This is a genomic window from Hathewaya massiliensis (assembly GCF_902143515.1).
Lineage (GTDB): Bacteria > Bacillota > Clostridia > Clostridiales > Clostridiaceae > Hathewaya > Hathewaya massiliensis.
This window is the reverse complement of the sequence record NZ_CABFVD010000001.1, coordinates 792,774-805,870: the sequence shown is the minus strand read 5'-3', so window position 1 is coordinate 805,870 and position 13,097 is coordinate 792,774. Positions and strand designations below refer to the sequence as shown.

Annotated in this window: 13 protein-coding genes; all 13 read left to right on the top strand. The window is 28.8% G+C overall.

Annotated elements, in window-relative coordinates:
* The first annotated feature begins 21 nt into the window (after window positions 1-21).
* Window positions 22-1,176 carry a S1C family serine protease gene (locus FNZ64_RS03740; protein ID WP_142413516.1) on the top strand — a complete coding sequence of 385 codons (1,155 nt, stop codon included), beginning with the start codon at window positions 22-24 and terminating at the stop codon, window positions 1,174-1,176.
* A gap of 202 nt (window positions 1,177-1,378) precedes the next feature.
* Complete coding sequence (pth, locus tag FNZ64_RS03735) at window positions 1,379-1,942, top strand: aminoacyl-tRNA hydrolase (protein WP_142413515.1); 564 nt, start codon at window positions 1,379-1,381, stop codon at window positions 1,940-1,942.
* 36 nt (window positions 1,943-1,978) lie between these two features.
* Complete coding sequence (gene mfd, locus FNZ64_RS03730) at window positions 1,979-5,497, top strand: transcription-repair coupling factor (protein ID WP_142413514.1); 3,519 nt, start codon at window positions 1,979-1,981, stop codon at window positions 5,495-5,497.
* An 87-nt stretch (window positions 5,498-5,584) separates the two neighbouring features.
* Window positions 5,585-6,595, top strand: a complete 1,011-nt coding sequence (locus FNZ64_RS03725) for a peptidylprolyl isomerase (RefSeq protein ID WP_185903667.1) — start codon at window positions 5,585-5,587, stop codon at window positions 6,593-6,595.
* 126 nt (window positions 6,596-6,721) lie between these two features.
* Window positions 6,722-7,270: a stage V sporulation protein T gene (gene spoVT, locus FNZ64_RS03720; RefSeq protein WP_142413512.1), complete on the top strand. Its 549-nt coding sequence runs from the start codon at window positions 6,722-6,724 to the stop codon at window positions 7,268-7,270.
* A gap of 112 nt (window positions 7,271-7,382) precedes the next feature.
* Window positions 7,383-8,918 (top strand): putative polysaccharide biosynthesis protein, encoded by a 1,536-nt coding sequence (locus FNZ64_RS03715; RefSeq protein ID WP_142413511.1) that lies wholly within the window; start codon window positions 7,383-7,385, stop codon window positions 8,916-8,918.
* 126 nt (window positions 8,919-9,044) lie between these two features.
* Entirely contained in the window at window positions 9,045-10,493 is a 1,449-nt protein-coding gene (gene yabN, locus FNZ64_RS03710; protein ID WP_142413510.1) for a bifunctional methyltransferase/pyrophosphohydrolase YabN, read from the top strand.
* A 129-nt stretch (window positions 10,494-10,622) separates the two neighbouring features.
* Window positions 10,623-10,898, top strand: a complete 276-nt coding sequence (locus FNZ64_RS03705; protein WP_142413509.1) for an HU family DNA-binding protein — start codon at window positions 10,623-10,625, stop codon at window positions 10,896-10,898.
* A gap of 84 nt (window positions 10,899-10,982) precedes the next feature.
* Entirely contained in the window at window positions 10,983-11,246 is a 264-nt protein-coding gene (locus FNZ64_RS03700) for an RNA-binding S4 domain-containing protein (RefSeq protein ID WP_142413508.1), read from the top strand.
* A 301-nt stretch (window positions 11,247-11,547) separates the two neighbouring features.
* A complete protein-coding gene (gene yabP / locus FNZ64_RS03695) occupies window positions 11,548-11,841 on the top strand; it encodes a sporulation protein YabP (RefSeq protein WP_142413507.1) in 294 nt (97 codons plus the stop codon).
* Window positions 11,842-11,849: 8 nt separating this feature from the next.
* A complete protein-coding gene (yabQ, locus tag FNZ64_RS03690; protein WP_142413506.1) occupies window positions 11,850-12,248 on the top strand; it encodes a spore cortex biosynthesis protein YabQ in 399 nt (132 codons plus the stop codon).
* A 42-nt stretch (window positions 12,249-12,290) separates the two neighbouring features.
* Window positions 12,291-12,563, top strand: coding sequence for an FtsB family cell division protein (locus tag FNZ64_RS03685; RefSeq protein ID WP_142413505.1), 273 nt, complete (start codon window positions 12,291-12,293; stop codon window positions 12,561-12,563).
* A gap of 39 nt (window positions 12,564-12,602) precedes the next feature.
* Entirely contained in the window at window positions 12,603-13,022 is a 420-nt protein-coding gene (locus FNZ64_RS03680) for a S1 domain-containing RNA-binding protein (protein ID WP_142413504.1), read from the top strand.
* The last annotated feature ends 75 nt before the right edge of the window (window positions 13,023-13,097 follow it).

The window sequence follows — 13,097 nt, the reverse complement described above, 5'->3', positions numbered from 1 at the left end:
TTTAAAACAGGAAGTGATAAGGTGAAAAGAAAAACCAGGCTTATTACTAAAAAGAAAAGACAGAAACAAAAAATAAGTAATCAAATGAAAAATATATACTTTAAAAAGAATAAAAAGAAAGTAGTTAAAAATATTATAAAAACTACGTTTATTATTGCTATTACTGTGTTATCAGGATTTCTTATAATCCTTTATACTAATAATGAGTCTAGAAGTTCAAGATTAAATGTATCAAAACAAAAATCAGGGGTAGGACTTAAGGAGAAGGAAGTTATAAAGGATAAAGAGGTCTTACAAAAGGATACATTGAAAAATATAGAAAAGAATGTAGTTGTGGTAAAGAATGGTGAAACGGAGAGTGTAGGTGCTGTATTTGGAGATCAAGGCTATATAGTAGCCAATGGGAAAGAACTTGACTTTAAAAAAGATATAAAGGTTAAATTTAATGATAAAAAAGAGTGTAGTGGTAAGTTTTTAGGAGAAGATCCCTTAAGTAAAATTGCTATTATAAAAGTTGAAAAAAAAGATATAAAACCTATGAAGTTTGAGAATGAGGTAAATATATCTACAGGTGATAAAGTTATTATTGTAGAAAGTAACAATGAAGTTAAAACTAGTGAAATATTTTTAGGTAATATTGAGGATATAAATAAAAAGGTTTTTAATAGTAGTAATTTAAGAGTTAAAGAAAAGGACCTCATAAACTTAATAAAAACTAATATATTAAAGGAAGAGGATATAGATAGTAATATATTTATTTACAATGAAAATGGTAATTTAGTAGGTATTAATTTTTCCTCTAAAAACAAAATTTTTTCTGAGATCACTTATAGTGGGCTTCACATATATGAGGTTCAAGAAATAGTTGATGAAGTTTTAAGTGCAGAAAACCAAGTGTTAAAGAATATAGGGATATCAGGGAAAAGTGCAATACCAACAGTGGATTATGGGGTGAAAGGATTATATATACAAAAAGTTGCAAAAGGTAGTTTGGGAGAGGTTGCCAAAATTCGTCCAACAGATATAATTATAGGTATAAATGAAAAGCAAATTAAAGACTTAGATGAATTAAGTGATATCTTAATAAATCATGAAGAAGGAGAAAAATTAGTTTTAAAAATTTGGCGTAATGGTAAAATTATTTATAATGATATAAGCTCATATAGGTTGAAGTAATAAGAAAAATAATTTAAAATAATTAATTAGCATGCATATGCATGCTAATTAATTTTTATGTGCAGTTGTATTAGAGATAGATGTTGATATAAAAGTCACCTTATTACGACTTTACTGCATTAAGAATTTCATTAGAGAAAAATCTCTAATAAAGTCTAAAGTAAAAGATAAATTAATTATAGTGAAAAAATTGGAGGATATTATGTATTTAGTAGTGGGACTTGGAAATATAGGAAAAGAATATGATAAAACAAGACATAATGCTGGATTCGATGCTATGGATATTTTATCAGAAAAGTATAAAGTTAATGTAGATAGGGTAAAATTTAAAGGAACTTATGGAGAGGTAAGAATAGGAAAAGAAAAAGTTATTCTTTTAAAACCATCTACATATATGAATTTAAGTGGAGATAGTGTGATTCTAGCTTCAGAGTATTATAATATACCATCAAAAAACATTATAGTAATATATGATGATATAAGTCTACAAGAAGGAAAATTAAGGGTAAGACCTAAAGGCAGTGCTGGAGGGCATAATGGTATAAAAGATATTATAAAAAAACTTGGGACAGAAGATTTTCCAAGGATACGTATAGGGGTAGGAGCTCCAAAAGGAGATTTGATATCTCATGTATTGGGAAAATTTTCAAAAGAGGGGAGAGAGCAGGTAGAGAAGGTTTTAGATATATGTCCTAGCATAGTTGAAACAATTATTAGTGAAGGTGTTGAAGAAGCCATGAATAAGTATAATGGTTTTAATGGATAACAATGACTTAGTATTTAATTTAAGAGGTGTTAATATATGCGATTACAAGGGTTGATGAATCCACTACTAGAAAATGATAAATTCCTTGAAATAGAGGAAGGGATAAAGAAAAAAAATTATCCCCTAGGAATTTATGGAATATCAGAGTCGGCAAAGGCTTATTTAGTAAGTGGGATATATGAAAAAATTAAAAAGTCTATATTAATAGTAACATATAGTGATGTAGAGGCAAGAAACTTATACGAAGATTTAAATTTATATATACCAAACTTATATTATTTACCCACTAAGGAACTAGTGTTTTATAATATAGATACTATATCTGGAGATTTAAGGTGGGAAAGGCTTAAGGTAATAAGAGAAATCTTAAAAGATAAGAAAAACGTTTTAATAACTTGTGTAGATGCCTTAGCATCAGTATATACACCTGTAGAGCTATTCAAAGAAAATATATACAAGTTTTCTGTAGGTGACATAATAGACACAAAAGTTTTAAGTGAAAAATTGGTTCAATGTGGTTATGAAAGAACTTTAACTGTAGAAAATAAAGGACAATTCTCAATTAGGGGAGGAATTATAGATATTTTTCCACCAGTTACGGATATGCCTTATAGAATTGAACTTTTTGACGATGAAATAGATTCCATAAGAACCTTTAGTGCAGATACTCAAAGAAGTGTGGATAAATGTTACTCCATAGAAGTTTTTCCTGCAAAAGAGATTATTCTCTACAAGGAAAACTTAGAAGAAGGATATGAAGCTATTAAAGCTGATTTAAATAATGTTGTATGTAATTTTAAGAAAAAAAAGAAAAGTGAAGAAACTGAAAGAATAAATAATATTATAAAATCAAATTTAGAATCCTTAAAAGAGAGGTGGGGCTTCGAAACTATAGATAGCTACCTTCCCTATTTTTATAAGGATACTTCTACTTTTTTTGATTATCTTAAAGATTCATTTATTATAATGGATGATCCACAAAGATGCTCAGGGAAAATTGACAGTGTGTATACTGAGTTCAACGAAAACTATGAAAACTTTTTAAGTAGAGGAAATATCTTGCCTAGGCAAGGCGAACTAGTCATGACCAAAGAAATGTTACTAGAGATAATGGAGAGTAAAGAACTGGTAACCATGAGCTCTATTGCAAAGACTTTGAAGAGTTTTTCACCTAAATTTATAATATCTTTTACTCAAATTACATTAAATGATTATCATGGACAACTTGATTTATTAATAGATGATATTAAAGAAAAGAAAGAAAGAGGATATAAGGTCTTAATCCTATCAGGAACTAAAAGTAGAGGAAATAGACTTATAGACACTTTAAGGGACAGAGGTGTTGAAGGTGTATATAAAGATGTAGTAGAAGAAATTCAATACGGGGAAGTTGTAGTGACTCATGGAAGCCAATTGAAAAGCTATGATTATCCAGATTTAAGATTGTGTGTAATTTCAGATAAAGGAGTCTTTGGAGAATCTAAAAGAAAAATTAGGCACAAGGTTAATAAAAAAGGGGTTGCAAAGATAAAGAGTTTTACTGAGCTAAAACTAGGTGACTATGTGGTTCATGTAAATCATGGAATAGGTGTTTATAAAGGAATAAAGCAATTAGAAGTAGGTGGACATAAAAAAGACTATCTTCAAGTTATGTATGGTGGAAATGATATATTATATGTTCCGGTAGATCAATTAGACCTTGTGCAAAAGTATATAGGTTCAGAGGGAAAATCACCAAAAATAACAAAGCTAAGCAGTACAGAATGGGTTAAGGCAAAGAGAAAAGTTAAAAAATCTATTGAGGATATAGCAGAAGATTTAATGAAACTTTATGCTGCTAGGAGTATATTGAAAGGGTACCAATATTCAAAGGATACAGTTTGGCAGAAACAATTTGAAGAGGAGTTTCCTTTTCAAGAAACTCCAGATCAATTAACTGCTATTGAGGATATTAAAAAGGATATGGAAACTAATAAACCAATGGACAGATTGCTTTGTGGAGATGTTGGGTATGGAAAAACTGAGGTTGCTTTAAGAGCAGCTTTCAAAGCTATTATGGATGGTAAACAAGTTGCTGTATTAGTTCCTACTACTATTTTAGCAAAACAGCATTACAATAATTTTATAAGCAGATTTAAGGATTTTCCTGTTAAAATAGACATGGTTTGTAGGTTTAGAACACCTGCAGAACAAAAGAAAGCACTTCAAGCCTTAAAAGAGGGAAATCTAGATATTATAATTGGTACTCATAGAATTCTTCAAAAGGACGTTATGTTTAAGGACTTAGGACTTTTAATTGTAGATGAAGAACAAAGATTTGGGGTAAAACATAAGGAAAAGGTAAAAGATTTAAAAAAGAACATAGATGTTCTAACCTTATCTGCAACCCCTATTCCAAGAACTCTACATATGTCTTTAACAGGGGTTAGGGATATAAGTGTTATAGAAACACCACCGGAAGAGAGATATCCAATTCAAACTTATGTTGTAGAATTTAATGATCAACTAATAAGAGACGCCATACTAAGAGAGATAAGTCGTGATGGCCAAGTATTTTTTGTGTATAATAGAGTAGAAACTATAATGGATATGAGTGCATATTTAAGTAAACTTATCCCAGAGGCGAGAATTTGTATAGCTCATGGACAAATGGCAGAGAGAGAACTTGAGAATATTATGATAGATTTTATGGAACGCAAATATGATATTCTTCTTTGTACTACCATTATAGAGACAGGAATAGATATACAAAACGCCAATACTATGATAATTTACGATTCAGATAAAATGGGACTATCTCAACTATATCAATTAAGAGGTAGAGTGGGGCGTTCTAGTAGAATAGCATATGCATATTTTACTTATAAAAAAGATAAAGTTTTAACTGAAGTTGCAGAAAAAAGGCTTAAAGCTATAAAGGAATTTACGGAACTTGGATCAGGATTTAAAATTGCTATGAGGGATCTTGAAATTAGAGGAGCTGGAAATATGATGGGCTCTTCACAACATGGACATATGGCTTCTGTAGGATATGATCTATACTGTAGAATGCTTGAAGATACTATATCCAAAATAAAGGGAGAAGTAGCAAAAGAAGATATAGACACAACTATTGAAATTAAGGTTGATGCATATATTCCTAGTTCATATATTAAAGATGAAACCAATAAAATCGAAGTATATAAAAAGATTGCAGCTATATCATCTACTGAAGAACTTATGGATATTCAAGAAGAAATTGAAGATAGATTTTCAGATATCCCTCTTCCAGTAATTAATCTTATTAATATTGCTTATTTAAAAAGCATAGCAAGAAATATGGGTATAATTGAAATTAAAGAAGTTAAAGATATGATAAATATGAAGTTTTTAAATAAAGATAAACTTTCTAAAGATGTTATTAAGAAGGTTCTATCAGATTATAAACGACAGCTTATAATTAAAATGGGTGATGAACCTGTATTAGCTTATAGTCTAAAGAATACTAAGAAAGAGGAGGTAGTAGACAATTTAATTAAAATTTTGAAAGACTTTGAAACTATAAGTTCAAAATAATTACTATATATGATAAAATAAGCTTTGTACAATTAGGTTATTATTATGATAAAATAACAAAATTAAATTTGAATCGGGGGAAGTAAAGTGAAGAATACAAAGAAAATTATAAGTACGGTGTTGGCTTTATCTATAGCTTTTGGAATGACTGGTTGTAAAATGGTCGAAAAGACACCAGAGGCTATCAAAAAGAGTACTGTATTAAAAGTAAATGGTAAGAAGTATACAAGAGGAGAAATAGATGATAGATTAGCTTATTTGCATGCAGCTTTAAAAGAAAAATATGGTGAGAAATATGAGGAAAATGCAGAAGCTAAGGAAATATTAACAAAACAAAGAGAACAATTAATTCAGGTTTTAGTAGATAATGAAGTCATGAAGAAAAAAGCTAAGGAATTAGGCATAAAGGTTACTGATGATGAAATAAATAAAAAAGTAGAAGAGGCACTTAAAGGCGTAAAACAACAGTTTAAGAAGGATGAAGACTATAAAAAAGCTTTAGAAAGAGAAAAGTTAACAGAAGAAAAGCTAAAGACTAGAATAAAAGAAAATGTAGAAATAGAGTTACTTACAAGTAAGGTTTATGAAAATGTAACTAAAGATATAAAAGTAGAAGATAAAGATGTAAAACAACATTACAATGAAAATTTAAACGAATACACTGAAAAACCAAATGGAGTAGAATTAGCACAAATAGTAGTTGAGAAGAAAGAAGATGCAGACAAAATTAAAAAAGAATTAGATGGTGGTGCTGACTTTTCAAAGCTTGCTAAGGAGAAGAGCAAGGATGAAAAGACTAAGTCCAAAGGTGGAGAAATAGGGTTCCTTGAGTTTAGACAACTTTACCAAAAACCATACTTAACTAATGCCATGGCAATGAGCAAAGGACAAGTTAGTCAACCTATAGAAGATGAAGAGGGTTTTCATATAATTAAAGTTATAAATAAAACAAATTATCCACCAAAAAAGTATGATGAAGTAAAAGATGCTATAAAAGAAAAGTTAGTTGCAGAAAAGAAAATGAAGGATTGGGAAGAAAAGGTAACTAAGTGGAGAGAAGAGGCAAAGGCTAAGATTTCTGAAGATAATTTAAAATAAAATATGAAAAATATGTCTAACTATGAAAAAATAATTTATATGTGTGTATAAAATTTCATAATTATAAAGATAATAATATAAGAAGTATATTTAATGCAATACACATATATAAGGAGGAAGAAACAAATGAAGGCAACAGGTATAGTAAGACGTATAGATGATTTAGGAAGAGTTGTTATACCTAAAGAAATTAGAAGAACATTAAGAATTAGAGAGGGAGATCCACTAGAAATATTTACAGATAGAGATGGAGGAGTAATATTAAGAAAATATTCTCCTATAGAAGAGTTAAGCGATTTTTCAAGAGAGTATGCAGAAGCACTCCAACAAACTATTGGATCCTCTGTATTAATAACAGATAAGGATGGTATTATTTCAGTTAGTGGAGCTTCTAAGAAGGAATATACCGAAAAGAAAATAAGTTCTGATATTGAAAGAATAATGGAAGATAGAAAGGCTAGAATTTTGGGTGGAGATTTAGAAGATGCTGTTCCTATCTACAAAGATGATGATGAAGAAAAGTATACTCATCAAGTTATAGCTCCAATCCTAGCAGAAGGAGACACTATTGGAAGTGTTATAATATTTACAGAAGAAGAAAAGGATGATTTTGGAGAACTAGAATTAAAGTTAGCTGAAACAGCAGCCAATTTTTTAGGAAAACAAATGGAATAGTACATAAATGGCAGTACAACTTATTGTACTGCCATTTATTTTTTTCAGTAATAATACCATCAATAAAAAAGTATATTTAATATAAAGTAGTTTTATAATTGGGGGTATTTTTATGAAAAAACAGACCTTGATAAAAGGGACTATCATTTTAGGCTTGGCTGGAATATTTGCAAGGTTTTTAGGGCTATTTTTTAGAGTTCCAATACAGTTACTCCTTGGCGATGAAGGAATGGGGTATTATCAAATGTCATATCCCTTGTATCTTACATTTATTGCGGTATCTTCAGGAATCCCCATAGCTGTATCTAAAATAATTTCTGAAATGAATACAAAGAATAATAAAGGAGGTATAGTAAAAGTTTTACGATCTAGCTTTTTAATAATGATTCCTGTGGCTTTAGGATTTTCCTTTTTACTTATATTTTTTTCAACAAACATAATAGAATCCCTAAGATGGGATACAAAATCATATTATGCGTTTATAGCCACAGCTTTAGCTCCAATATTTGTAATAGCAATGGGCATATTAAGAGGTTTTTTCCAAGGCTTACATAACATGAATCCTACAGCTGTATCTCAAATAATAGAACAGATAGGGAGAGTAGTTGGAGGGGTAGGACTTGCATATATATTATTTCCTTTGGGAATTGAGTATGCTGCAGGAGGAGCAGCTTTAGGAGCCTTAATAGGTTCTATATTAGGACTTTTTTACTTAATTATAAAGTATTTAAAAGTATCTAAATACCTACCCAAGGTTAATAACACAACTGTAGGGCCGGTGATTGGGGATATACTTAAAAATGCAGTTCCTTTTTCCTTTGGAGCAGTTATAGGAACAATTATGGGACTAGTAGATTCTATAGTAGTTCCTAGAAGTTTGCTTAAAGCTGGATTTACTACTAAAGAAGCTGCTATACTATATGGACAATTAACAGGAAAGTCTGCTACTTTAGCTCACGTACCTTTAGCATTATCTGTAGCCTTATGTACATCCATAGTACCTATAGTGGCGGAAGCATATATAAAGAATAGAAGGGGTGAGCTTCAAAATAAGGTGGAAGGTTCAATAAAAATTTCTAGTGTAATATCAATTCCGTCATCTATGGGACTTTATTTTCTTGCATACCCTATAATGAATTTAGTTTTTAGGGGGGACACAGGGGGGTATATAATTTTAAAATATATGTCACTGTCACTACCATTTATAATCCTTAGCCAATGTACTACAACTTTACTTCAAGCTATGAATAATTTTTATGCACCTGTTAAAAACTTAGCTATAGGATGTATAGCTAAAATTGCAATAACCTATGTTTTAGTTCCAATACCTAAAATAAATATATATGGTGCTGTAATTGGATCTACAATTGGCTATATAATATCTTGTGTTTTAAATGTTGTGTTGATTAAAAGAAAGTTAGCCATGACAATAAGTTTTTATGAGTGTATTGTGAAGCCAGCCTTTGCGTCAATAATTATGTCTATCTCAGTTATATTAGGGTATAAGTATATATATTTTTACACCTTAAGTAACGATTTAGCTTGTCTGTCAGCTATATTAATTGGTGTTATTATTTATTCCTTAGCAGTATTAATTCTTAGAATTTTTAGTTATAAAGAGATAAAGAGTAGGTTTAAAGTTTCTTAAATTAAATAATTATATTATTTTACAACTATAATATATAGGGAAAGAAGAGCGTTGAAGTTTTTTAAAATCTAGTATTTAATAAGATTAATATATGGTAAAATACTTAAGAAGGAGAGTGATTAGCCTATGATTAAGATTTTGGGATTGGGACCAGGAGATAAAAATTCCTTAACACTTGGCACTATAGATGCCTTAAAAAGTTGTGAAAATATATTTTTTAGAACAGAAAAACATCCAACTGTAGATTATATAAGATCTTTAAATATAAATTTTAAAACTTATGATAGTTTTTATGAAGCCTATGATAGTTTTGATGATGTATATTCAGCTATTGCTAAAGATATAGTAACTAAACATGAAGAACTTAAAAATATAGTGTATGCAGTTCCAGGGCACCCCTTAGTTGCTGAAAAATCTGTTTTAATGATTATAGAACTTTGCAGAGAACAAAATGTAGAATATGAGATATTACCTGCAGTAAGCTTTGTTGAAGCAATGATGGAAAGTCTTAAATTAGATCCAATTGAAGGGATTAAGATTGTAGATGCATTTGAAATAAATAAGATCATATTACATAACAGTACAGGACTAATAATAACTCAAGTATATAACAATTTAATAGCCTCAGAGGTTAAACTTGCTTTATCTGAATATTATAATGATAGTGCTGATATATATTTTGTAAGAGGTGCTGGTATAAAAGGCGTAGAAAGTGTAAGGAAAATAAAACTATATGAATTAGATAGACAAGAAGATATAGATTATTTAACATCTATATATGTTCCTAAAGATACAAAGGCATTAAAGGATTTTTATGATTTAGTAGGTATAATAGATGTTCTAAGAGGGGATGATGGATGTCCATGGGACTTAGAACAGGATCATAAATCCCTTAGAAGATGTTTAATAGAAGAAGCTTATGAGGTTATAGATGCCATAGATGAAGAAGACCCAGAAAATTTAGCAGAGGAATTAGGAGATTTGTTGTTACAAGTTGTATTTCATGCTAAAATAGGAAAAGAAGAGGGATACTTTAATATCTATGATGTTACAAATGAAATCTGTGAAAAGATGATAAACAGGCATCCTCATATATTTGGTAAAATAAATCTTGACAGTTCGCAAGATGTATTAGATAATTGGGAAGAAATAAAAAAACAAGAGAAAGCTTATGCTTCATATACTGAACAGCTAAAACATATTTCTAAAAGTCTGCCAGGTTTAATAAGGGCAGAAAAAGTTCAAAAGAAGGCTGCTAAGGTAGGATTTGATTGGAATAGTATAGAACCTGCCTTGGAAAAAGTACAGGAAGAATATTTTGAAGTTAAAGAAGTATATAATTCAAAAAATAGGGAAAAAATATTAGATGAGCTAGGGGACTTAATATTTGCCACTGTAAACGTATGTAGATTTTTAGAAATTGATCCTGAAGAAGCTATAAATCATACCACTGAAAAGTTTATAAATCGATTTGAATTTATTGAGAATAAGGCTAAAGAAAATGGGTATGACATTGAAAAGATGACTTTAGATGAAATGGATAAACTTTGGGATTTAGCTAAAAAGGATAGGTAAGTTTTAAATTCGATAATTTTTAAAACAAAAAATTATATAAAAAGAAGGATTTTAAAATCTTTTGAAGAATAAGCTATTCTATAGTGTACTCTAACAATGAGTAGACTTTAATTTAAGGAGGTAACTAAGGTGAATAAAGCGGAATTAATTACTGTTATGAGTGAAAAATCTAAATTAACTAAAAAAGATGCAGAAGCTGCTTTAAAAGCATTTATAGAGGCAGTAGAGGAAGCTCTAGAAAAAGATGAAAAAGTACAATTAATTGGTTTTGGAACTTTTGAAACTAGAAAAAGAGCTGCTAGAAAAGGAAGAAACCCAAGAACTAAAGAAGAAATAGATATTCCTGCATCAGTAGCTCCAGTTTTCAAGGCTGGAAAAGAGTTCAAAGAAAGAGTAAACAAGTAGTTTTATAGAGGATAAAAAAACCTAGGTGTAAATCTGGGTTTTTTATTTTAATCCTCCAATAATATTGTGAAAAGGGGAATGGGCATGAGATTAGATAAATATTTAAAAGTTTCTAGAATAATTAAAAGAAGAACCAAAGCAAAAGAAATCTGTGATAGTGGAAGAGTACTTATAAATGGGAAAGAAGCTAAAGCAAGTACAACCATAAAGGAAAATGACATTATAGAAATTGTATTTGCAAAAGATACTTTAAAGGCTAAAATAGTTAACATAGCAGAACATGTAAAAAAAGAAGAGGCAAAGGAAATGTATGAAATAATCTCTGGTAAAGATGCAGAAGAAGAGTAATACGTTTATTTTAATATTAGTTATTTTAATTTAAAAAGAGTAGTGAATTGGTACAAGTCTAATTCATTACTCTTTTATTTTGTATACTAGTTTTAGACTAACTTAAAGAATTTATTTAAAAGTTATAGCATATATATATATTGAAACTTAATTCAGAGGGGAGTTTTACTGAAGTAAGTTAAATAATTATAAGGCACATTAAGCAGATTATACAATTACTTTAAGAATAAAAGGCAACGGTATATCTGTTTTATAATTAGAATAAGTAGGATAAATTAGCATTATATATGGGGAGGATTATATGGAAGTAAAAAAAGGTATGAATATAGAAGAAAATAAAGGTGGCTTAAAATTAAAGAACAGAGAAAAACTAGATATAGATGGTGTTTTGGAAGTTATAAGTTTTAATGAAGAAGAAATAATATTAAGTACTAAATTAGGAGGATTAAATGTAAAAGGTCATAATCTAAAAATGAACAGATTAGATGTAACTAATGGAGAGGTAAGTATAACTGGCACAATTAATTCTTGTATATATAAAAATGATAAAAAATCACTAAAAGAAGAGTCTATATTAAAAAGACTTTTTAAGTAGGTGACATAATGTTATTTTCTATTGGTTTTCAATTAAGATTATTTATATTTAGTATGTTAGCTGGAATTTTAACTGGTATATTATTTGATATATACAGATTAATAAGGGGATCATCTAATCCTAATAAAGTAATAACTGCTGTGGAAGATATACTTTTTTGGATATTTACCTCGATTTTAGTATTTACATTTTTGTTGTATACAAACTATGCATATGTTAGTATATATATATATTTGTTAATTTTTATAGGAATGATAATATATTTAAATATTTTAAGTGATTTATTTATAGTATTATTGTATAATCTAAATAAGTTTATATACAAGATTATTAGAATAAGCTTTAAATATATTATGTTTCCAATAGAGTTTATTTTATATAAAATTAATAAAAGCTTCAAAGATTAATTATATTTATTAATTTACCAAATGGGAAAGGTGTGATATACTATGAAAAGATTTAAAAATTCTAAAAAAGTGGTTATATTTTTGGGAAGTATTTATGTAGTATATACACTTATTTCGCAACAAATAAATATTCATAACCAAAACAAAGAAATTAAAAAGTGGAATGTTGAAATTGAAGAAGTTAAAAAAGAGAATGAACGATTAAAAGATGAAGTTAAAATGTCTGAAAGTGATCAATATGTGGAAAAAATTGCAAGAGAGAGGTTGGGGCTTATTCACAAAGGTGAATCAACTATTATAGATAAGAAAAAATAAATTACATAAATATTTTATTTTAAGGAGGATACTTTTTCCATGTCTTTAAAACCAGGAAGCATTATAGAAGGCAAAATAGTTAACATTACAAAATTTGGAGCATTTGTGGAAGTGGAGGGAAAAACAGGCTTATTACATATATCTGAAATATCTAAGACTTTTGTAAAAGATATAAATAAGCATTTAAAAGAAAATGAAATTGTTAAAGTAAAAGTTATATCCATTGATGAGGATGGGAAAATTAGCTTATCCATGAAACAAATAGAGGAAGAAAGACCTAAAAAAACTAGTGCCCCTCAAGAAGTGGATTGGAGTAGAGAGAAAAATAGATTAAATTCCTCAAACTTTGAAGATAGCTTATCTAAGTTTTTAAAAGAAAGTGAAGAGAAGCTAAAAGATATGAAAACATTTAAGGTTAATAAGAATCAAGGTAGTGGTGGTAAAAAGAAGACTAAATAATAGTTAATAAAGTAATTTATTTTCAAAATATAAGCTAGAAGCTAATTATAAGCTATCTAGCTTTTGAATTTACAA

Bases quoted from the DNA above. Each gene is read 5' to 3' on its own strand.
- FNZ64_RS03680 (WP_142413504.1), top strand. From the start codon at position 12,603: ATGTCTTTAAAACCAGGAAGCATTATAGAAGGCAAAATAGTTAACATT.
- yabQ (WP_142413506.1), top strand. From the start codon at position 11,850: ATGTTATTTTCTATTGGTTTTCAATTAAGATTATTTATATTTAGTATG.
- pth (WP_142413515.1), top strand. From the start codon at position 1,379: ATGTATTTAGTAGTGGGACTTGGAAATATAGGAAAAGAATATGATAAA.
- mfd (WP_142413514.1), top strand. From the start codon at position 1,979: ATGCGATTACAAGGGTTGATGAATCCACTACTAGAAAATGATAAATTC.
- spoVT (WP_142413512.1), top strand. From the start codon at position 6,722: ATGAAGGCAACAGGTATAGTAAGACGTATAGATGATTTAGGAAGAGTT.
- FNZ64_RS03700 (WP_142413508.1), top strand. From the start codon at position 10,983: ATGAGATTAGATAAATATTTAAAAGTTTCTAGAATAATTAAAAGAAGA.
- yabN (WP_142413510.1), top strand. From the start codon at position 9,045: ATGATTAAGATTTTGGGATTGGGACCAGGAGATAAAAATTCCTTAACA.
- FNZ64_RS03685 (WP_142413505.1), top strand. From the start codon at position 12,291: ATGAAAAGATTTAAAAATTCTAAAAAAGTGGTTATATTTTTGGGAAGT.
- FNZ64_RS03715 (WP_142413511.1), top strand. From the start codon at position 7,383: ATGAAAAAACAGACCTTGATAAAAGGGACTATCATTTTAGGCTTGGCT.
- yabP (WP_142413507.1), top strand. From the start codon at position 11,548: ATGGAAGTAAAAAAAGGTATGAATATAGAAGAAAATAAAGGTGGCTTA.